The following is a 21069-nucleotide window of genomic DNA, read 5'->3' on the forward strand; positions in this document are numbered from 1 at the left end:
GTTAGTTAATCACTTCAATCAACGCTTTTCCTGCCACTGGCTCAGTTAACTCACCGATAGAGGTTAGTTCAATATCAAAACGAGCCGCGACGTCTTTAACTTGTTCCACAGCTTCAGGTAATACAGCTAATAATAAGCCACCTGAAGTTTGTGGGTCGCAAAGTAATTTGCGTTGCATTTCAGTAATTTCACCAATCAAGTGTCCATAACTTTCGAAATTGCGCCCAGTACCTCCTGGTACACAACCTTTTTCGATATATGATTCAACTTCTGGCAATCTTGGTACTTGTGAAAAATGAATAGTAGCTTGCACACCAGAGCCATCACAAATCTCACTCAAGTGACCTAATAAACCGAACCCTGTAACGTCGGTCATTGCAGTAACACCTTCGATATCAGAAAAATCAGCACCAGCTTTGTTCATACGGCACATCATTTCTGTTGCTAAACCTTGGTGTTCTGGTTTTAACAAACCTTTTTTCTCAGCAGTTGTTAACACACCAATGCCTAAAGGTTTTGTTAAAAATAACTGGCATCCGGCTTTCGCTTCACTGTTTTTCTTTACTTTGCTCACAGGAACGACACCCGTTACAGCAAGCCCGAAAATAGGCTCTGGTGCATCAATAGAATGTCCACCAGCCAGTGAAATTCCAGCGTCTTGGCAAGCGGCTCGCCCACCTTCAATCACTTCACGTGCAATTTCAGGCGCCAATTTATCAATAGGCCATCCCAAAATAGCAATTGCCATGATGGGTTTTCCGCCCATGGCAAAGATATCACTGATAGCATTCGTTGCAGCGATGCGCCCGAAATCATAAGGGTTATCAACGATAGGCATAAAGAAATCTGTGGTACTAATAATACCGGTGCCATTTCCTAAATCATAAACAGCAGCATCATCTTTGGTTTCATTACCCACGAGTAAATGAGGATCATGAAATTTAGCTTGCTCACTGTGCAAAATAGTTTCTAAAACTTTTGGCGAGATCTTACAACCACAGCCTGCACCATGACTGTATTGTGTTAAACGAATTGCTTCAGACATAACATGCCATCCTTTTTAAAAATAAGTCACAAAATCAGTTAAATCGGCAGGAGAAACCGTGTTTGGCGCTTTTAAGGCTGGTGTACCTATATACAGAAAGCCAATAATTTGGTCATGTTCACCACAGCCAAGTCCTTCTCTTACGACTGCATCATGAGTCCAAGAGCCTGAACGCCAAATTCCCCCAAATCCTTGTGCAACAGCGGCCATTTGCATTGCTTGTACACTGCAACCAGCAGCAACCACTTGTTCCCATTCAGGCACTTTCGGATGATCTTTCACTTTTGCAATAACTGTGATGATCAAAGGGGCACGAAAAGGTGCATTTTTTGCTTTTTCTTCAACTTCTGGCCCTAAATTACCCACAACAGCCGCTTTATGCAGTAATTGGCTAAAACGCTCAATGCCTTCGTTTTGCATCACAATAAAGTGCCAAGGCTTAAGTGCACCATGATCAGGCGCACGCATACCCGCCTGTAAAATAGTATTAAGGGCTTCACTATCGGGGGCTGGAGTAGTCAGTCGAGAAGCTGAACGGCGGTTCAAAAGCAGTGTTAATGCATCCATTTTTATTCTCCTGTCAGCATTTTATTTTAGCAAGATCCCATTCTTATGGGGATGGACAGTTCTTATCAATTCGCAGTATAACAAACTGTTATATTACCACCATCCACAGATTTAGGCGGGAATTTTTCTAAAAATCAGTTGTATGATTATTTAATCGTAATTTATTGTTCACAAAATGATTAATCTTAACTTACCTAAGTTAATTTAAACTTATTTTGAACCTACTTTCCTTTGTAATTCGACTATTTCCTATATTACTTTGATGCCTTTTTATGTGACATTTTTTAGATATTTTCACGTAAGATAAATGTTTGCTTAATAACACCTTAAACAAAAGGTTATCATTAATGGTTTCCTAAAAATCAATGACAGACATTCAATAAGAGCTATATTAGAATATTCCTTCATTGTTATTGCTATTCCCTCTATTGCTAACAACATATTTTGTTTTAATAGTATGAGATTATGTGGATGTAGCCTGCTTACCAATAATTCTAGCATGACTGTTTAGGATTAAAATTTAGCTTTACATGATGTGGAGATAATATGAATAAAATTATGGAGTTAATCGGCGCAATATTAAAATTTAGTTGGCAAGCCATTAACTTTATCAGGAAATTAATCTTAAACGTTATTTTCTTTTTCCTTCTCTTTATGGTCTTTGGTATTTTCTTAATCACCAAAGAAGCACAAAAACCAGTTGATTATGAAGGCGCCCTTCTTGTTGATCTTAAAGGTGTGATTGTTGACCAAACCGCAACACAAAACCCTTTAGGTGAAGTTGGACGTGAGCTTTTAGGTGTATCAAGTAGCCAACTTCAAGAAAACTCCTTATTTGAAGTTGTTGATACGCTACGCCTAGCTTCTCAAGATCCGAAAATTAAAGGAATGGTATTAAAACTTGATGAATTCGCAGGTGCTGATCAACCTTCACTAAATTATATTGGTAAAGCGCTTAATGAGTTTAAAAAGACAGGTAAACCTATTTTTGCAGTAAGTGGTTATTACAGCCAGTCTCAATATTACCTCGCCTCTTATGCCGATAAAGTCTATCTCACGCCCCAAGGTGGGGTGGGTGTTTACGGTTTTGGTTTTCAAAACCTCTATTACAAAACACTGTTAGAAAATTTAAAGATTAGTACCCATATTTTCCGCGTAGGAACGTATAAATCTGCGGTTGAGCCATTAATGCGCAATGATATGTCAGCAGAGTCTCGTGAAGCTTCATTACGTTTAGTTAATGCGCTGTGGTCTGCATATTTAACCCAAGTTGCCGAAAACCGTAGTATTACCACAGAAGATGTTTTCCCAGGTGCAAAAGAGATGATTGCTCAGCTGCGCAAAGCAGATGGGGATAACGCAACTTATGCGCTAAATCGTAAATTAGTGGATTCTGTAAGCTCATACGCTCAATTTGAAGCTGATATGACAGAAACCTTCCAGTGGGATAAAGAGAATAAGCAATTTAACAATATCAGCATTTATGATTATGCCGATACGCTAACCTCTTCATTGCCTGCAAGTGATGAAGGAAATATTGCCGTAGTGGTTGTCCAAGGTGCGATTATTGATGGTGAAAGCATCCCTGGCTCAGCGGGTGGTTCAACTATTGCGAATCAAATTCGCCAAGCACGTTTAGATCCGAACATTAAAGCGCTTGTATTACGTGTAAATAGCCCTGGTGGTAGTGTTTCAGCTTCAGAGCAAATACGCAGTGAAGTTGCTGCTTTTAAACAACAGAAAAAACATGTGGTTGTATCAATGGGTGGCATGGCTGCATCAGGCGGATATTGGATCTCAACCCCTGCAAATAAGATTATTGCTAGCCCTTCAACATTAACAGGCTCTATTGGTATTTTTGGCGTTATTAATACGTTTGAAAACAGCTTAGAGTCTATTGGTGTTCATACTGATGGCGTCACAACTTCACCCTTAGCCGGATTATCTGTCACTAATAAGCTACCGGAAGAGTTTGCAGAGCTTTTACAGCTAAATATCGAAAGTGGTTATAAGACTTTCCTTAATTTAGTCGCTGAATCACGGAAGAAAACACCGGCTCAAATTGATCTGATTGCTCAAGGTCGTGTATGGGTAGGAATAGATGCAAAAAATGTCGGTTTAGTCGATGAGTTTGGTGATTTTGATGATGCTATTGATACAGTTGCTAAAATGGCAAAAATCGATCAACCGGTTGTTGATTGGATGAAACCTGAATTAAGTCTGTCAGAACAGATCATAATGAGTTTATCCTCTAACGCAAAAGCGCTTATTCCTGATCCATTACAAGCTTATTTGCCAGCACCTGTTTTAAAAGAAGTTAAAACACAGACTGAGTTTTATCGCAATATGAACGATCCGCTAAATCGCTATGCGTATTGTTTATCTTGTGGTGATATTCAATAATCTTTTCAATCTATACACCTGCTCATATAGAGTGGGTGTATTCCTCTATTTTTCTGGCCTTTGGTAGAATAATCTTCTGATAAATACTTTTTGTTCGTTTGTATTCAAGCAATTTTTAACACAATGATTTAAAGCAGATATTAGATAGTTTCTATTTTCTTTTTTTTAGCGCCCTTTCCTTTTTTTATTCTACAAACTCCCTATAATCAGGTATTTCTCACAGCTTAATAAGAGTGCTTTGTCTGATGCAAAAGAAATCAATCTACGTTGTTTATACTGGCGGTACTATTGGTATGCAACATTCTGAACATGGCTATATTCCTGTATCAGGGCATTTACAACGCCAATTAGCTAAAATGCCAGAATTCCATCGTGAAGAGATGCCCGATTTTACAATCAAAGAGCACCTTCCTTTAATTGATTCTTCAAATATCACACCTGAAGACTGGCAATCTATCGCTGATGATATTAATGATAATTATCATAACTATGACGGATTCGTTATTCTTCATGGTACTGATACCATGGCATTTACAGCCTCAGCACTCTCTTTTATGTTCGAGAATCTCAGTAAACCCATTATTGTCACTGGCTCTCAAATTCCTTTAGAAGCTTTGCGTTCTGACGGACAAACGAATCTATTAAATGCGCTCTATTTAGCTGCACATCATCCAATTAATGAAGTCGCACTTTTCTTTAATAACACACTGTATCGCGGTAACCGCACAGTAAAAGCACATGCAGATGGTTTTAATGCGTTTGCATCACCGAATAGCGCCCCTCTTTTAGAAGCAGGGATTAATATTAAGCAATTTAAAATTAATTCATTTCCAAAAGGAAAAGGAGAATTTATTGCGCATAATATTACGCCTCAACCCATTGGTGTTGTCACCATTTACCCAGGCCTTTCAGATGAAATAGTTAAAAATATTCTGATGCAGCCCGTGAAAGCATTAATATTACGTTCTTATGGCGTGGGTAATGCGCCGTCACACCCTGCTTTACTTTCTACACTACGCGAAGCAACAGAGCGTGGCATTGTGGTTATTAATCTTACACAATGTATTTCTGGTCGAGTGAATATGGAAGGTTATGCAACAGGTCAAGCCTTAGCTGAAGTCGGCGTTATTAGTGGTTATGATATGACATTTGAGGCAACATTAACTAAACTGCATTATCTCCTTAGCCAACAATATGATTACACTGAAATTTGTCGCTTAATGCAACAAAACCTTCGCGGTGAAATGACATTAAACGATAACGACTAAGCTTAATAAAAGGGCAACTTTCGTGAAAAACTCTGCGCTATTACTGGTTGATATACAAAACGATTTTTGTACAGGGGGTGCTTTAGCTGTTAACGACAGTGAGATGGTTATTCAAACAGCTAATCAGCTCATTAATGGTTTCAAGCGAACTAAAAGCCCAATTATTGCAAGTTTAGATTGGCATCCTGCAGATCATCTTAGTTTTGCTGAAAACTCAGGTACTGTTGTAGGTGAAATAGGGAAACTGAACGGGTTACCTCAAGTTTGGTGGCCAGTACATTGCGTACAAAATTCTCACGGCGCTGAATTTCATCCTGAGCTCAATCACACACTGATTAACCATATTATTTACAAAGGCCAAAACCGCCTTATTGATAGCTATAGTGCCTTTTTTGATAACGACCATGAATATCAAACAGGCTTACATACCCTTTTGCAAACGCTTAATATAAAACATCTTTATATTCTTGGTATTGCTACTGATTACTGCGTTAAATTTACAGTCATGGATGCTTTACAGTTAGGTTATCAAGTATCTGTTATTACTGACGGTTGCCGTGGTGTCAATATTCAAGATAATGACAGCCAAGTAGCGCTAGAAGAGATGCAAGCAAAGGGAGCGACATTAATAGATTCAGCACATTGGCTTAATCGTAACAATCAATAGGTTCGTTACTTTCTTTATCTTCATAAAATCAGAAAGGGGCTATTTTTAACCAATTCAGTTAATAAGTAGCCCTTTTTATATTAATTCTATCCATTCACCATATGTTTTAGTCATCATCCATTGGCGTTAGCGTTGCCAAACGTTCAGATTGAAACTGAGCTTTTAATTCTTGTTTGCTCTTCATGGTAATTTGCCCATTAGTGCCTACTGTCATATGCTCAGGTGTGTGGTTATTTTTTGCTTGCCATAATAAAACAATCTGCATGCAATGTTCTTTTTGTTCATCAGTCAATGCAACGCCGTCAGGCCATTTGCCTAATTCAACTGCGGTGGAAATACGTTGGTAAATTTCAGGGGTTACCATCGAAATAAGTTCATTAACTTCCATTGATTGCTCCATAAGCTAAATCATCACTTAAAATGGCTGAATCGTTTTTTCATTTGTTATATTTTTGTTAATTTAATGGCTATCAACCTTTCTGCTCTTCACCTGTCTCACTGTTTGTAAATGACAGTGAAGCTGAATTAACACAATAACGCTCCCCTGTAGGGGCAGGGCCATCATTAAAGACATGACCTAAATGTGCATCACACTGCTGGCAACGTATTTCCGTTCTTTTCATATTATGAGAAAAATCATCAATATAGCGGATCGCATCACTGTTAACAGGTTGGTAAAAACTAGGCCAGCCACATCCTGCATCAAATTTTGTATCTGAATAAAATAAAGGAGCAGAACAACATAAACAGTGATAAATCCCAGTTTGACGGTTATGTAATAACTTACCACTAAACGGAGGCTCTGTGCCGTGTTGTTGCGTCACATAACGTTGCATTTCATTGAGTGTTGATAAATCAAGGTGATTGTTATTGCTTGAAATATTCACTTTCTTTTCATTATCTGCCATATCGACCTCGTGCTCAGAAAAATGCTTTTTAAAACAACAGCGAATAATAACAAAGATTTAACAACAAATCTGAAAAATATAGTCTAAAATCATCAAGAGTAATCTTTAGTTTTTGAAATGTGATGAATTTCACATAACGGAGCAAAGGTAACTTCATTTATCGGCGTTGATCCCGATAATACACAGCGTAACATTTAGCTAAAACGACCAATCTTTAAGCGAAAAGTGTTTTTTTAATTGATTTTTTGCAATTATTGACACGATTCCGCTTGACGATTGGCGCGGTTTTGGTAACTTTAGAAGCAACTTTTTAATTCACTAAATTAAAGCTGGTGGAATACATATGACTATCAAAGTAGGTATTAATGGTTTTGGTCGTATCGGCCGCATCGTTTTCCGTGCTGCTCAAGAACGTTCAGATATCGAAATCGTAGGTATTAACGATCTGTTAGACGCAGACTACATGGCATACATGCTGAAATACGATTCAACTCATGGCCGTTTCAACGGTACTGTTGAAGTAAAAGATGGCCACCTCGTTGTTAATGGTAAAACCATCCGCGTAACTTCAGAAAGAGATCCAGCAAATCTGAAATGGAACGAAGTCGGTGCTGACGTTGTTGCAGAAGCAACTGGTCTGTTCTTAACTGACGAAACTGCTCGTAAACACATCCAAGCTGGCGCGAAAAAAGTTGTTCTGACTGGTCCTTCAAAAGACAGCACTCCTATGTTCGTAATGGGCGTAAACCATAAATCATACGCAGGCCAAGATATTGTTTCTAACGCATCTTGTACTACTAACTGCTTAGCGCCTTTAGCTAAAGTTATCAACGACAACTTCGGTATCGTTGAAGGCCTGATGACTACTGTTCACGCAACAACTGCAACTCAACGTACTGTTGATGGTCCTTCTGCAAAAGACTGGCGTGGTGGTCGTGGTGCTTCTCAAAACATCATCCCATCATCAACTGGTGCTGCTAAAGCTGTAGGTAAAGTTATTCCTGAACTGAACGGCAAACTGACTGGTATGTCTTTCCGTGTTCCTACTCCTAACGTTTCTGTTGTTGACCTGACTGCACGTCTGGAAAAACCAGCTTCTTACGCACAAATCTGTGATGCTATCAAAGCAGCAGCTGAAGGCGAACTGAAAGGCGTTCTGGGTTACACTGAAGATGCAGTTGTTTCAACTGACTTCAATGGCGAAGTTCTGACTTCAGTATTTGATGCTAAAGCAGGTATCGCTCTGAACGACAACTTTGTTAAATTAGTTGCTTGGTACGACAACGAAGTTGGTTATTCAAACAAAGTTCTGGATCTGATTTCTCATATCTCTAAATAATTAGAGCCTAGTAAATCAAGATTTTGCTTAGAGCCACCTTTTAGGTGGCTCTTTTATTTTCCAGCCAGTCAGTTTATTGTATTGAAATAGTCAGTGACAGAAGGCCAAAAGATAATGAACGAGAAAATATTTTCATTGCCGATTATTGAACAAATATCACCTTATTTAAGTCGTCGGCAATTAGGTGAACTTCCTATCCTTGTTATTTCACATCCTAAAGTACGAGCAGCTATTAGCCTTCAAGGTGCACATTTAATTGCTTGGCAACCAGCACAAGAACACCCTGTCTTTTGGCTCAGTGAAGCATCTCTATTCACTCCCGGTGTTGCCATTCGTGGCGGTATCCCTATTTGCTGGCCTTGGTTCGCTTCAGCAGGTACACCTAGTCATGGATTTGCACGTATTCTACCTTGGGAATTTAGCGCTCACACAGAACAAGATGACGGCGTACTTATTACAATGACACTAAAAGAGAGCCAACAAACACAAAAATATTGGCCTCATCCGTTTACTTTAATTGCTCGTTTTAAATTAGGGGCAACTTGTGAAGTAGAATTAGAATCTTACGGTGATTATGAAGCAACAGCTGCCCTTCACTCTTATTTTAATGTGAGTGATATTGATAATATCTCCGTTACCGGATTAGGAGGCCACTACATTGACACTGTAGCGGACAAAGAAGTCTATACTGATGAAACCGCATTACATTTTAATGGACGCACTGACAGGCTTTACACAGAGCCTGACGATTTTAATCTTATTCATGATGATGGTTGGGATCGCACAATTGAAGTTCATCATTATCACCATAGTGATGTGGTGTGCTGGAACCCCGGCGCAGAGCTTGCAAGTTCAATGAAAGATATGAGTGCAGGCGGCTATCGTAAAATGGCTTGTGTAGAAACTGCACGTATCCATAAACCATTAAAACCAGACAATGTGCATCCTGGTCGTTTATCTTTGGTAGTACGTGTTCGTAAAAATATTGCTGAAAAATAAATATTATTCACATATTACAAATAAAAAAGCTTCGAGGTTTAAATCGAAGCTTTTTTGTCATAAATAGCCTATTAAAATATCTATAGCGTCATACAGACATTGATTAGAATGTATAAGTCACACCAGTCCACACAATCGCAGTTACAGACTTATTCACCATTGGGCTGTCTTTAACTTCACTTGGTAAATGGTCAACACGCCCCATAGCAAAGAAGTTCCATTTTTCAGCAAATTTGTAGTTGGCAGAAATCTCGAAATAAGGTCTCCAACTATCATTTGGTGTGTATTCAGCTAAACCACTACGCTGTGATTCTGCATGAGTAATACCATACGCATAACGATTTTGCTTTTTGTTTTCCCAAACAATACCCGCACCAGGTTGGAAAGACCAATTACCTAATTCGAAAGGATATAAATAGGCAGCATCAGCAATAATACCATTACTTTTACCCAGCATATCACCAGAAACAATCGCTCTTAAGCTACCCCATGATTCATGGTGTTTATAAGTAAACCCCCCCATCATAGTATCACGACGACGATTCAATTTTTTCATTTGCTCGTCATCGCTATCACTTGGTTTATAAGCTTGAGGATAATAGTGCAAATCAACAGAAAGTTTATCTTTAGGTGTGTTCCACAAGTAATACCCTGCGGCTAATGTCGCAAAATAGAAATTTTCTGATTGGTAGTTAACTTGTGGCACGGGTAATAAATAATCTTTTGATTTAGCCCCTTTATAAGGAGTGACTTGTGCTAAGACTGAGCCACCAATTGACCATTCTCCAGCAAATGCTGCTGGTGTGCTAAGTCCTGCAATAACGGCTAAAGAAATGATAATCTTCTTATTACTCACGATGATTTTCCATATTGTCATTAATAAAGTAGCAACCAAAAACCAATTTCAGTCACAATTAACTAGAACCGATATTATTTTACCTATAATTATTTTAGTTTTGCATTAAATGTGTAGCAATCAGTGCTTGCCCTAATGCAATACCACCGTCTCCAACGGGCAACATCATAGGGGTTAGTACTTTTTTATTGTTTAATTTTTTCTTAAACATATGTTTGAGTAATGTGTTATTTAACACACCGCCCGTAAGTACAACGGTCTCAATCTGATGTTCATCGGCATATTGCAATGCAATATTGCCTAAACTTTCAGCTAATAAATAATGAAATAGCCACGCCTTTTCACTGACATTGAGCTTCACACTTTCCCATTGCGACCAAAAAACAGACAGTTCAAGCAAGTTATTCTTTATAGGCATTAAATGCCCATATTGCTTGATAATTTCCGTTTGTTTTTCTTTTTGACACGCTAATGCTGCTGTTTGTAGGTAACTGGCTGCTTCACCCTCCCAACTTATTTCTTTAGGAGCTAATCCTAATGATGCTGAAACCGCATCAAATAAACGCCCACAAGAAGAGGCTTTAGGCGAATTTAAACCACGTTCTACTGCCTTACTTAATATTTGCAAATCATTACTAGGTATCAATTGGGTGATAACACTACCTTGCCAATTCTTAGAAAAAGTAGCTAAATGTGCGAACCAGTTTCGCCAAGGTTGAATCGAAGCTAAATTTCCCCCAGGCATAGCAACTGCAGGAAGCCCACCTATTCGTTCTGATTTTTGATAATCCACCCGTAGGCATTCTCCCCCCCATAAAGAACCATCTTGCCCATAGCCTAAACCATCAAGTGCAATGCCTACTACAGCACCTTGCTGATGGGTATGTCCATGTTCAGCTAGACAAGAAACAATATGCGCATGATGGTGAAAAACTTCAATGAGAGGAATATTTTGTTCTTGAGCAAATTGTTTACCCAGTTGATGACTAATGTAATTAGGATGTGCATCTACCGCAATTGCTTTAGGCGTAAAGCGATAAATTTGCTGAAAAAGATCTAATGATTTCATCAGTTGTTGGCGTACACTTAAATCATCAAGATCCCCTAAATGAGGCCCCATAATGGCTTGATGCTGACGTAATAAGCAAAATACATTTTTGAGATCCCCCCCCATTGCAAGCACTGAGGGTTGTGGTTCAAAATCGTCAGGTAATGAAATAGCATCAGGAACATAGCCACGAGAACGGCGGATCATAACACTCTGCTTATCTTCAATACGCACTAATGAATCATCAGCTCGCTGTATAATCTCTCTATTATGCATCAAGAATAGATCAGCAATATCGTGAAGCTGCATTAAAGCATCTTCGTTACTTAATGCAGGAGTGTGACCAGATGCATTTCCTGATGTCATAACCAGTGGAATATTCGTGCCGCGCGCTAATAAATGTTGTAATGGATTGGCTGGCAACATAACACCAATTTCAGTTAATCCTGGCGCAATAAGCTCCGCAAGTTTAGGCGCAACCGTTTTAGGGACTAATACAATTGGAGCCGCAGTGCTTTGCAGAGTTTGGATAGCGGTTGGAAGAAAATCAGGATCTTGATTATCTTCTTTAATTTGATCAATTCCAGTGATCATCACAGCTAATGGCTTCGCAGGTCGGTATTTGCGTTTTCGTAGTAATGCAACGCTCTCATTATTACGTGCATCACATACTAAATGAAAACCACCAATACCTTTAACAGCAACAATTTTTCCAGCAAGTAACGCTTCGCAGGCTTGAGTTAATGCAAATTCTTTGATTGCAAACTCTTCCCCCTGCTCATTCGCAAGCCAAATATAAGGCCCACAGACAGGACACGCATTAGGCTGAGCATGGAATCGTCTGTCTGCAGGATCTTCATATTCATGTTTACATTCAGGGCAAAATGGAAATTCAGACATCGAGGTAAATGGCCTATCATAAGGCATTTTTTTTATGATAGTAAAACGAGGTCCACAGTGTGTGCAGTTAATAAAAGGATAATGAAAACGACGGTTTTGGGGATCAAACAGTTCATCAATACATGCTTTGCAAGTCGTGGCATCAGGTACCACTTGTGTATCCATTTCACCGCCACCACTTTTTACAATAATAAAGTCTGTCGGTAACTGTTCCCATTGATAGGGTGATTCTTCTATACGTTCAATGCGTGCTAATGGAGGGCATTCAGCTTTTAGTGCTTCGATAAAAAGTGTATTTTTAGGTGAAGACGTTAAATGCACCAATACACCTAAACTGTCGTTACTCACTTGCCCGAATAAACCAAAACGATGGGCTAATTGCCAAACAAATGGACGAAAACCCACGCCTTGAACCTTACCTTTCACACGCAATGCAATGCCGTTACTCATAGGATCACCAAATCAAAATAAATTTAAGCTTATTCTAGTTTAGTGATTATCAACAACTTTCATTTAGATCAGAAAAAGTGGAATTAGGTAAATTTATCATCACTTCAACTGTAACTCGAGGCGCTATTGCACACAGTAACTCATAGCCAATAGTGCCACAGGCCGTTGCAACATCGTCAACAGGTAGTTGTTCACCCCATAATTCAACTGGGCTACCATAATTGATATCGGGGAAATCCGTAACATCAACGGTTAACATATCCATCGAAATGCGCCCTACTAATTGTGTTTTATGCCCATTAACAATGACTGGTGTACCATCTGGCGCATGTCTAGGATAACCATCGGCATAACCACAGGCAACAACCCCTATTCGCATATCACGCTCAGCAATATATCGACTGCCATAGCCTATTGGCTCACCTTTTTTCACTTGTTGAATGGCTAATATCTCACTATTAAATGTCATTACGGGTTGTAAATCGAAATCAGCAATATCTTGCCAAACACCCGAAGGCGAAACACCATATAAAATAATGCCTGGTCGCACCCAATCTTGATATGTTTCAGGGTTAAACAACGTTGCTGCCGAATTTGCTAAGCATCGAGGTAATTCTTTGACCATCGCTTGATTAATTACCGCTTTTTGCGCATCCATATTCAGTCCTGTATCTGCATTAGCAAAATGCGACATTTGAATAATAGAACCAATGTTATTGATGCTTTTAGCGCGGGTGATAGCTTGTTGATAACCATCAGAACGATAACCTAATCTATTCATTCCACTATTAAGTTTAAGATAGATATTAATGGGGCGTTCTAATTGTGCTTTTTCTATGGCATCAAATTGCCAATCAGAATGTACTGTTGTTGTTAGAGAATAACGTTCTAATAAATAAACATCTTCAGGTTTAAAAAAACCTTCAAGTAAAAGGATGGGGCCAACCCATCCTTGCTCTCTTAGCATAATGGCTTTGTCTAATTCAATTAATGCAAAACCATCCGTATGACTCAATGCTGGCCAAACACAGGATAATCCATGCCCATAAGCATCTGCTTTCACAACAGACCACACTTTGCTACCTTTTACTCTCTCTTTGATAACAGACAGGTTATGGCTTAATGCATCGAGGTTAATAGTTACTTTTGTGGGTCTGGACATGTTTTTTCCTCAATTAATAAGCAGCATCAAGCTTTTGCCCCGGTAAGAGCAATTTAGTATTAAAGCCATCGATATAACGAAATACAGATAAATCATCAGCAGCAATCGCAGGTTTATTTCCTGAAATTAAATCAGCCAATAATTGCCCAGAGCCACATGCCATCGTCCAACCTAATGTGCCATGTCCCGTATTTAAAGATAAATTACGATAAGCCGTTGGCCCTACAATAGGCGTACCATCTGGTGTCATAGGTCTTAGTCCTGTCCAGAATGTGGCTTTTTCTATATCGCCACCACCTTGATAGAGATCTTGTACAACCATTTTTAATGTTTCACAGCGCGATTTTAAAACATTCAAATTAAAACCAACAACTTCTGCCATTCCACCAACACGGATTCGCTCATCAAAACGAGTTACTGCTATTTTATAGGTTTCATCGAGAATAGTTGATGTTGGTGCTCTTGAAGCATCAATAATCGGCATCGTGAGTGAATAACCTTTAAGCGGATAAACAGGAATGGCGACTTTATTTTTCAGAAATTCCGTTGAATAAGAACCCATTGCGACAACGTAATGATCCGCAGTAAGTAATCCATCATGGCATTGAACGCCCGCTACTTTATCACCATCAAATAACAAATGTTTGATTTCTTTGTTAAATAAGAATGTAACACCCGCGTCTTCTGCCATTTTAGCGAGTTTTTTCGTAAAAATTTGGCAGTCACCTGTTTCATCATTTGGTAAACGCAAACCACCGGTGAGTTTATGACTAACATGCTCTAATGCAGGCTCTGCGAATTTAAGTTGCTCTGCCGTCAATAATTCATAAGCAACGCCTTCTTGCTTTAAGACAGCAATATCATTGGCGGCATTATCAAATTGCTTTTGATCACGGAAAAGTTGAAGAGTTCCCCCTTGGCGCCCTTCATATTCTATTCCCGTATCTTGACGCAACTGACGAATACAATCACGGCTATATTCAGCAATGCGCACCATACGACTTTTATTCATAGTGTAATGTGATGCATCACAATTACGTAACATTTGCCACATCCAGCGTAATTGGAAAAGTGAACCGTCCGGTTTAATGGCTAAAGGTGCATGTTTCTGGAACATCCATTTTACTGCTTTTAATGGAATACCCGGAGCGCCCCAAGGGGTTGCATATCCTGGCGATATCTGACCAGCATTACCCGCACTGGTTTCTTCTGCTGCACTATTTTGTCTGTCAACAACAATGACTTCATGCCCTTGCTGCACAAGATACCACGCACTTGTTACACCAATAACGCCGCCACCTAAGATGATCACTTTCATGGCAAGACTCCAATAATTTACATTGATATAACATAAGAATAATATTCCATACACAAAAAGCCAATATAGAATAATCATCTAGGCGAATAAAAAAGCAAATTTTAGAGTTAAGTCACATTTGGCTAATATTGAATAAGTAATTTTTAACGAGAATTGTCAAATTAACAAATAAAATCAACAAGATATTTTTTTATATATAAATTATAAGAATATTTGTTAATAAATTAATTTACTTTGATGAGAATTTAATCCGTAGAAAACCCGAGTGTGAGTTTTATTAAAAACCAAATATAGCAAAAACATTAGATTATAATTTTTTAATTAACTAACTTTGGTAACTCTTTTTACTAAAATTAGCCTATTTAAAGCATTGCCTAAAATATGACACTTTGTTTTTTAAAAGCATAAAAAAACCAGTATCACAAATCAATGAGGATACTGGCTTTTTCTATTATGACAAAAACCGCAAAAATTAGCGTTTAATTTCTTCCAAATCACTAGGGAGTGGTGATTGCAAGCTTTGCCAGATAATCCCACTGTCTTTACCATATTGGCGAACGCACTCCATTACATGCTCAACATCTTTCTGTTCACACAATGCAGCTAATTTTTTATAGAATGCTAAAGCAAGCTCTTTGGCTTGAATATTTGAAAAATAGTAACGACCAACACGCGTATACAGACCTTTTAAACCATTGAGGATAAGGCCATAAATTGGATTGCCTGATGCGAAAGCTAAGCCACGAAAAATGTTGTAATCCAGTTCACTAAACTCATCAGCACTATTTTCAGTAGTAAGCTCATGGTTTAAAACTTCAATACATTTTTCAGGATTGCTTCTAAACGCAGTGCGGATAAAAATAGCTGAAATATTAGTTCTTACCGCCAATAAATTATCAATTAATTGCGGTACACGATCATGATCGAGACGAGCTACAGTTTCAAGAATATTAAGGCCAGATGTTTCCCAGAAATTGTTTACCTTTGTTGGCTTTCCATGTTGGATCGTTAACCATCCATCACGAGCAAGACGCTGTAATACTTCTCTTAATGTGGTTCTTGTTACACCAATTAATTCAGATAGTTCACGTTCCGCTGGTAGGATAGAACCAGGGGGAAAACGATTATTCCAGATGCTTTCAACAATATACTCTTCCGCGAAACCTGCGGGGCTTTGAGCCTTAATAACCATATTTTTATTTCTTCCGAAGCGATTTTTCTGCTAATAATGAAAAAGATAATATCAGAATGCGTAATTTTGATATAGCTCAACCATCATTAAATAGTGAGTGGCATCATAAAACCTGATGTTGTTTTATCAATTTATTATTACTAACGCGCTTAATTTCACAGCAATTAACGCGTACTATGGTTAGATCGCGCATGATTGCGCTTAAAATCTCTGTTTGGAGGATGAGAAACCTAATGGATATGAGTATAAGACAAGCACTACTGAAGAACTTTATGGGAAATTCTCCCGATTGGTATAAGCTTGCTATTCTTACTTTTTTAATTATCAACCCACTGATTTTTTTCTTTGTTGACCCTTTTGTCGCCGGTTGGCTATTAGTTGTAGAATTTATTTTCACTCTAGCTATGGCGTTAAAGTGTTACCCATTACAACCAGGAGGACTACTTGCCATTGAGGCTGTCATTATTGGAATGACTAGCCCAAAACAAATTGGTCATGAAATTGCCAACAACCTTGAAGTTATTTTACTTTTAGTCTTTATGGTTGCGGGTATCTATTTTATGAAGCAATTATTACTTTTTGCTTTTACCAAACTGCTTTTATCCATTCGTTCTAAACGAATGTTATCTATTGCTTTTTGCTTCGCAAGTGCATTTTTATCTGCCTTTTTAGATGCTTTAACCGTTATCGCTGTTGTGATCAGTGTTTCTCTTGGTTTCTACTCTATTTATCATAATTTCGCCTCTAACCAAGCAGGAACAGAGCTAAATAATGATGGATTTATTGATACCGCAGAGAAAAAACAAACATTAGAACAATTCCGTGCTTTCTTACGTAGCTTAATGATGCATGCTGGTGTAGGTACTGCATTAGGTGGCGTAATGACCATGGTAGGTGAACCGCAAAACCTGATTATTGCAAAACATTTAGAATGGGATTTTGTGACTTTCTTTATTCGAATGTCACCTGTAACAATTCCTGTTTTCTTTGCAGGCCTTGCTGTGTGCTATTTGGTTGAGCGCTTTAAGCTTTTTGGTTATGGTGCTGAATTACCTGATTTAGTTCGTAAAGTTTTAACTGAATACGATAAGAAAAACAGTGAAAAACGCACTTCTCAAGAAAAAGCACAATTGATGGTTCAAGCATTAATTGGAGTCTGGTTAATTGTTGCTTTAGCTCTTCATTTAGCAGAAGTCGGTATTATTGGTTTATCTGTTATCATTCTTGCGACTACATTTTGTGGTATTACAGAAGAGCATGCGCTCGGTAAAGCATTTGAAGAAGCCTTACCTTTCACTGCATTATTGACCGTTTTCTTCTCAATTGTTGCAGTTATTATTGACCAACAATTATTCGGCCCAATTATTCAGTTTGTTCTCCAAGCTTCAGAGTCCTCACAGCTCTCTCTCTTCTATCTGTTTAATGGTCTATTGTCTGCCATTTCAGATAACGTTTTTGTGGGTACTGTTTATATCAGCGAAGCCTTAACGGCCTTACAAGATGGATTAATTAGTCAATCACAATATGAACATATTGGTGTTGCTATTAATACAGGTACAAACTTACCTTCTGTTGCCACACCTAATGGCCAAGCTGCATTCCTATTCTTATTAACCTCTGCGCTATCTCCACTTATTCGTTTATCGTATGGACGAATGGTAATAATGGCTCTGCCATATACTATTGTAATGACATTATTTGGTCTACTAGCGGTTGAATTCTGGCTAGTTCCTACAACACATTGGTTTTATGAAATAGGCTTAGTTGCTATTCCATAACAATAGTTCTACAGTTACACCACATAAATAGGACTTTTACTTGATAAAAGTCCTATTTTTTTCATTAAAAGAAGGTTGAATGTAAATATTTGTGAAATAACAGGTTTTAACTTTTTTTGCACTTGAATTTTGGGCAAAATAGACACTTATTTTAATATTTAAATGGACATTATTATGCTGACTGCTCTTCGTCACTGGTCACAACGCCGTTTTTCATGGCTATTGCTTGCATTAACAGCAATAGGTCTTGAAGGTGCTGCATTGTATTTTCAGTACGGAATGGAATTAATGCCTTGTGTGATGTGCGTTTATCAACGCATCGCAGTATTAGGAATATTAGTTGCCGCATTTATTGGTGCAAGCGCACCCAAAATGGCACTCATGCGTATGGCAGGTAGTTTTTTATGGCTTTATTCAGCTTACCGAGGCATTGAATTGGCTTGGGAGCATACGCAACTTATTCTTAATCCATCACCTTTTGCAACATGTGACTTCTTTGTCACATTACCTTCTTGGTTTGCATTACAAAATTGGTTCCCTGCTGTATTCCAAGCAACGGGTGACTGCTCTGTCAGCCAATGGCAATTCTTAACATTAGAAATGCCTCAGTGGATGCTAATTATTTTCTCTGCTTATTTTGTTGTGGGTCTATTGGTCTTAATGAGCCAAATCACAAGTTCTTTTAAATCAAAAGAATAAAAAAATAGCCCTTAGTAACACACTAAGGGCTATTTATTGTCGAAAAATAAAACTTCAACATTGACTAAATAGTTCTAACCTGGAATACAAGCACCTTCAATTAAAGCCTGTTCACTACAGCGTTTACCATTAGCAAACTGACACACAGGTGTCTGCCCACCATGTAATTCATAGTTTAAAGAAGGTATCCCTCCTGAAAAAACACATGTTGCCTTAGCCGATTCATCTAAAGGAACACTAAGACTTGTTGTCGGTATTGTTCTGCTTTTATTCACTGCTTGTGTTGATGAATATTCTGTCTGGGTTGAACTACTGCATCCTGCAATAAAACCAAAGCCAACTAACATAAACAGATAACATGTTGTTTTAAATTTTTTTTGCATCAAAGGCACCCTAATGTCTGCTGTTATTCACTATTAGTGTGAAGCACTTTTTGAGAGTAAGTTTATGACTAAAACACCAGCAATAATCAATCCCATACCAATAATGGCAGGTAAATCAAGTTTTTGTTGATAGATAAAAACTGCCGCAACAGAAACTAACACTATCCCTAAACCACTCCATATTGCATAAGCAATACCCAAAGGCATAACTCTTACCACTTGAGAAAGTGCCCAAAAAGAAAAACAATAGCCAATGACAACAACAATTGATGGATATAATCGACTAAAGCCTTCAGAGGCTTTTAACATTGTTGTCGCAATCACTTCCGATATAATCGCCAACATTAGATAAGTTAATCCATTCATTTTTTCGCCTTAATCTTATATAAAGTCAATTTTGTGAATTCTATCACAAGCCATATTAAGGATATTCATCTACAACAAATAAAAAAGGCATCTTTCATATTGAATAGATGCCTTTTAAAATAAAAATACTTATTTAGTGTTGATGAAGCTGATTCTTTTTACGGGGCTTTCCCCCCATAGAAACGCGATAACGGCTAAAAATAAAGCCACACCAAATAACAGCAATAATGCTTAATATCATTCCTGCATAACCCATATTTGGCATACCCGCATGTAAGATAACTTGATTACCAATCAAAGCCCCTGCACCAATGCCAATATTAAAAATACCAGAGTAAATAGACATCGCGATATCTGTTGCATCGGGAGCTAAATCAATCACTTTAACTTGCATACCAAGGCCGATACACATAAAACCAATCCCCCAAAATATAATCAACACAATGAATGTCGTTAAATTTTGGCTACTTATCATTAATAAACTTAAGCAAGCAGTAAGTAAAATTAGTGCAAAAAATAAAAATGATGTTGGCAACTTGGCACTATAACGACTAAATAGCACACTGCCAATAATACCAGCACCACCAAAAATAAGTAAAACTAACGTAGCAAAGTTTTGATTTAATTTTGCAATATCAATAACAAAAGGCTCGATATAACTATAAGCCGTAAAATGTGCAGTAACGGCAATAACTGTTAACAGGAAAATCCCCATTAATGGCCCGCGTTTTAATAATACAGGTACACTTTTTAATGAACCTGAATGCTCACTGGGTAATAAAGGCAAATAACGCATTAATGCAAACATGGTAATTAAAGCTAAAATACCAATTCCCATAAAGGTTGCACGCCATCCTAACCATTGCCCAACAACACGCCCAATAGGTAAGCCGAGAACCGTAGCTAATGCTGTTCCTGTTGCTAATAAACCTAATGCTTGTGCTCGTTTACCTGGAGGTGCGACTCTAATTGCCAATGAGGCAGTAATAGACCAAAAAACTGCATGAGAAAAAGCAACGCCTATACGCCCTGCAATCAACGAGTTAAAATCCCATGCTAAACCAGACAAAATATGACTTAAAATAAAAAGAATAAATAAGATAATAAGTAACTTACGGCGTTCAACTTTACTTGTCATTATCATTAATGGTAACGACATTAAAGCAACCACCCAAGCATATATTGTGATCATTAAACCTGTTTGAGCTGGGATCATCCCAAAGCTTTCAGAAATATCACTTAACAGAGCAACAGGAACAAATTCTGTTGTATTAAAAACGAAAGCTGCAAACGACAATATTATTACCCTGACCCACGCTGTTTGGCGGCTTACTTCATTTATGTTTGGTGTTGCGATATTCATAATTAGTCGATGCTTTCTTAAATAATATTGATGTATATATCATTGCTTTATAATATAAGCCTTCATGTAACTCGCTTTGTCCACTTACTCTAAAAAGTTTAGGTTTATTGGTAATAAAAAAATGGCATAAATACAAAAAATGTGTTTTTTAAAAACAAAAAACAAACCAAATTATGACTAAACTTTGTAGCTAAAGCGAATCAGCTATCAATTTTAGCATATTCATCTCATGACTTTAAATCCCTAGTGCAACTTCTTTTTAACGTTAACATATTCTAAGCATACAAAGATTGCAGATATAAATATCTCATTCGCAATCTAATTAAAATAATAAAAACAAACAAATCCGAGTAAAAAT

At 37.9% G+C, this 21069-nt stretch carries 19 protein-coding genes; 7 read left to right on the plus strand and 12 right to left on the minus strand.

Annotated features, from left to right (window positions below):
- Position 1: 1 nt before the first annotated feature.
- Together selD and LW139_RS11945 are read right to left on the minus strand one after the other, a co-directional pair.
- On the minus strand, positions 2-1045 hold the full coding sequence (selD, locus tag LW139_RS11940; protein ID WP_166540509.1) for a selenide, water dikinase SelD: 1044 nt from the start codon (positions 1043-1045) through the stop codon (positions 2-4).
- Between the two features lie 15 nt (positions 1046-1060).
- Positions 1061-1612: an NAD(P)H nitroreductase gene (locus LW139_RS11945; protein WP_166540510.1), complete on the minus strand. Its 552-nt coding sequence runs from the start codon at positions 1610-1612 to the stop codon at positions 1061-1063.
- A gap of 546 nt (positions 1613-2158) precedes the next feature.
- Between LW139_RS11945 and sppA the strand changes: the two genes are divergently transcribed.
- The 3 genes from sppA (at position 2159) to pncA (ending at position 5950) form a co-directional block, all read left to right on the plus strand.
- Positions 2159-4015, plus strand: a complete 1857-nt coding sequence (gene sppA / locus LW139_RS11950; protein ID WP_227335412.1) for a signal peptide peptidase SppA — start codon at positions 2159-2161, stop codon at positions 4013-4015.
- Positions 4016-4260: 245 nt separating this feature from the next.
- Complete coding sequence (ansA, locus tag LW139_RS11955; protein WP_109407661.1) at positions 4261-5283, plus strand: asparaginase; 1023 nt, start codon at positions 4261-4263, stop codon at positions 5281-5283.
- Positions 5284-5305: 22 nt separating this feature from the next.
- Positions 5306-5950 (plus strand): bifunctional nicotinamidase/pyrazinamidase, encoded by a 645-nt coding sequence (pncA, locus tag LW139_RS11960; RefSeq protein WP_247849995.1) that lies wholly within the window; start codon positions 5306-5308, stop codon positions 5948-5950.
- 106 nt (positions 5951-6056) lie between these two features.
- Here the strand turns inward: pncA and LW139_RS11965 are convergent, their stop codons facing one another.
- On the minus strand, positions 6057-6338 hold the full coding sequence (locus LW139_RS11965) for a YeaC family protein (protein ID WP_036912841.1): 282 nt from the start codon (positions 6336-6338) through the stop codon (positions 6057-6059).
- Between the two features lie 82 nt (positions 6339-6420).
- The gene (gene msrB / locus LW139_RS11970; RefSeq protein ID WP_072068316.1) at positions 6421-6858 is read right to left on the minus strand and encodes a peptide-methionine (R)-S-oxide reductase MsrB; all 438 of its coding nucleotides are present in this window, start codon (positions 6856-6858) and stop codon (positions 6421-6423) included.
- Positions 6859-7201: 343 nt separating this feature from the next.
- Between msrB and gapA the strand changes: the two genes are divergently transcribed.
- On the plus strand, positions 7202-8197 hold the full coding sequence (gene gapA, locus LW139_RS11975) for a glyceraldehyde-3-phosphate dehydrogenase (protein ID WP_036936343.1): 996 nt from the start codon (positions 7202-7204) through the stop codon (positions 8195-8197).
- 114 nt (positions 8198-8311) lie between these two features.
- Entirely contained in the window at positions 8312-9196 is an 885-nt protein-coding gene (locus LW139_RS11980; protein WP_247849996.1) for a D-hexose-6-phosphate mutarotase, read from the plus strand.
- Positions 9197-9299: 103 nt separating this feature from the next.
- Here LW139_RS11980 and LW139_RS11985 read toward each other — a convergent pair whose 3' ends face one another.
- From LW139_RS11985 to fadR, 5 genes are all read right to left on the minus strand, one after another.
- Positions 9300-10052: a MipA/OmpV family protein gene (locus LW139_RS11985; protein ID WP_227335424.1), complete on the minus strand. Its 753-nt coding sequence runs from the start codon at positions 10050-10052 to the stop codon at positions 9300-9302.
- 94 nt (positions 10053-10146) lie between these two features.
- Positions 10147-12450 carry a carbamoyltransferase HypF gene (hypF, locus tag LW139_RS11990; RefSeq protein WP_227335426.1) on the minus strand — a complete coding sequence of 768 codons (2304 nt, stop codon included), beginning with the start codon at positions 12448-12450 and terminating at the stop codon, positions 10147-10149.
- Positions 12451-12499: 49 nt separating this feature from the next.
- Positions 12500-13612, minus strand: coding sequence for an alanine racemase (gene alr, locus LW139_RS11995; protein ID WP_227335428.1), 1113 nt, complete (start codon positions 13610-13612; stop codon positions 12500-12502).
- A 13-nt stretch (positions 13613-13625) separates the two neighbouring features.
- Complete coding sequence (locus LW139_RS12000) at positions 13626-14930, minus strand: D-amino acid dehydrogenase (protein ID WP_166540518.1); 1305 nt, start codon at positions 14928-14930, stop codon at positions 13626-13628.
- A gap of 472 nt (positions 14931-15402) precedes the next feature.
- Positions 15403-16122 (minus strand): fatty acid metabolism transcriptional regulator FadR, encoded by a 720-nt coding sequence (gene fadR / locus LW139_RS12005; RefSeq protein WP_109407668.1) that lies wholly within the window; start codon positions 16120-16122, stop codon positions 15403-15405.
- 233 nt (positions 16123-16355) lie between these two features.
- Here fadR and nhaB point away from each other — a divergent pair, with 233 nt between their 5' ends.
- Together nhaB and dsbB are read left to right on the plus strand one after the other, a co-directional pair.
- Positions 16356-17900 carry a sodium/proton antiporter NhaB gene (gene nhaB / locus LW139_RS12010; protein ID WP_247849997.1) on the plus strand — a complete coding sequence of 515 codons (1545 nt, stop codon included), beginning with the start codon at positions 16356-16358 and terminating at the stop codon, positions 17898-17900.
- A gap of 174 nt (positions 17901-18074) precedes the next feature.
- Positions 18075-18599 carry a disulfide bond formation protein DsbB gene (gene dsbB, locus LW139_RS12015; protein ID WP_109407670.1) on the plus strand — a complete coding sequence of 175 codons (525 nt, stop codon included), beginning with the start codon at positions 18075-18077 and terminating at the stop codon, positions 18597-18599.
- 74 nt (positions 18600-18673) lie between these two features.
- On the opposite strand, the gene LW139_RS12020 is transcribed toward dsbB, so the two are convergent.
- The 3 genes from LW139_RS12020 to LW139_RS12030 all read right to left on the minus strand — a co-directional run bounded on the left by LW139_RS12020 (position 18674) and on the right by LW139_RS12030 (position 20711).
- Positions 18674-18982: a putative hemolysin gene (locus tag LW139_RS12020; RefSeq protein WP_166540520.1), complete on the minus strand. Its 309-nt coding sequence runs from the start codon at positions 18980-18982 to the stop codon at positions 18674-18676.
- Positions 18983-19015: 33 nt separating this feature from the next.
- A complete protein-coding gene (locus LW139_RS12025; RefSeq protein WP_072068325.1) occupies positions 19016-19348 on the minus strand; it encodes an SMR family transporter in 333 nt (110 codons plus the stop codon).
- A 133-nt stretch (positions 19349-19481) separates the two neighbouring features.
- Positions 19482-20711 carry a sugar transporter gene (locus LW139_RS12030; RefSeq protein ID WP_166540521.1) on the minus strand — a complete coding sequence of 410 codons (1230 nt, stop codon included), beginning with the start codon at positions 20709-20711 and terminating at the stop codon, positions 19482-19484.
- Positions 20712-21069 lie beyond the last annotated feature (358 nt).

Origin of the sequence: Proteus vulgaris (assembly GCF_023100685.1) — a bacterium.
In the GTDB taxonomy this organism is placed as follows: domain Bacteria; phylum Pseudomonadota; class Gammaproteobacteria; order Enterobacterales; family Enterobacteriaceae; genus Proteus.

What these genes read in the sequence shown, in the direction of transcription:
- gapA (WP_036936343.1), top strand. Translation starts at nt 7,202, where the DNA reads ATGACTATCAAAGTAGGTATTAATGGTTTTGGTCGTATCGGCCGCATC.
- sppA (WP_227335412.1), top strand. Translation starts at nt 2,159, where the DNA reads ATGAATAAAATTATGGAGTTAATCGGCGCAATATTAAAATTTAGTTGG.
- LW139_RS11945 (WP_166540510.1), bottom strand. Translation starts at nt 1,612, where the DNA reads ATGGATGCATTAACACTGCTTTTGAACCGCCGTTCAGCTTCTCGACTG.
- LW139_RS12030 (WP_166540521.1), bottom strand. Translation starts at nt 20,711, where the DNA reads ATGAATATCGCAACACCAAACATAAATGAAGTAAGCCGCCAAACAGCG.
- ansA (WP_109407661.1), top strand. Translation starts at nt 4,261, where the DNA reads ATGCAAAAGAAATCAATCTACGTTGTTTATACTGGCGGTACTATTGGT.
- fadR (WP_109407668.1), bottom strand. Translation starts at nt 16,122, where the DNA reads ATGGTTATTAAGGCTCAAAGCCCCGCAGGTTTCGCGGAAGAGTATATT.
- LW139_RS12000 (WP_166540518.1), bottom strand. Translation starts at nt 14,930, where the DNA reads ATGAAAGTGATCATCTTAGGTGGCGGCGTTATTGGTGTAACAAGTGCG.
- dsbB (WP_109407670.1), top strand. Translation starts at nt 18,075, where the DNA reads ATGCTGACTGCTCTTCGTCACTGGTCACAACGCCGTTTTTCATGGCTA.
- hypF (WP_227335426.1), bottom strand. Translation starts at nt 12,450, where the DNA reads ATGAGTAACGGCATTGCATTGCGTGTGAAAGGTAAGGTTCAAGGCGTG.
- LW139_RS12025 (WP_072068325.1), bottom strand. Translation starts at nt 19,348, where the DNA reads ATGAATGGATTAACTTATCTAATGTTGGCGATTATATCGGAAGTGATT.
- msrB (WP_072068316.1), bottom strand. Translation starts at nt 6,858, where the DNA reads ATGGCAGATAATGAAAAGAAAGTGAATATTTCAAGCAATAACAATCAC.
- LW139_RS11965 (WP_036912841.1), bottom strand. Translation starts at nt 6,338, where the DNA reads ATGGAAGTTAATGAACTTATTTCGATGGTAACCCCTGAAATTTACCAA.
- selD (WP_166540509.1), bottom strand. Translation starts at nt 1,045, where the DNA reads ATGTCTGAAGCAATTCGTTTAACACAATACAGTCATGGTGCAGGCTGT.
- nhaB (WP_247849997.1), top strand. Translation starts at nt 16,356, where the DNA reads ATGGATATGAGTATAAGACAAGCACTACTGAAGAACTTTATGGGAAAT.
- LW139_RS12020 (WP_166540520.1), bottom strand. Translation starts at nt 18,982, where the DNA reads ATGCAAAAAAAATTTAAAACAACATGTTATCTGTTTATGTTAGTTGGC.
- alr (WP_227335428.1), bottom strand. Translation starts at nt 13,612, where the DNA reads ATGTCCAGACCCACAAAAGTAACTATTAACCTCGATGCATTAAGCCAT.
- LW139_RS11980 (WP_247849996.1), top strand. Translation starts at nt 8,312, where the DNA reads ATGAACGAGAAAATATTTTCATTGCCGATTATTGAACAAATATCACCT.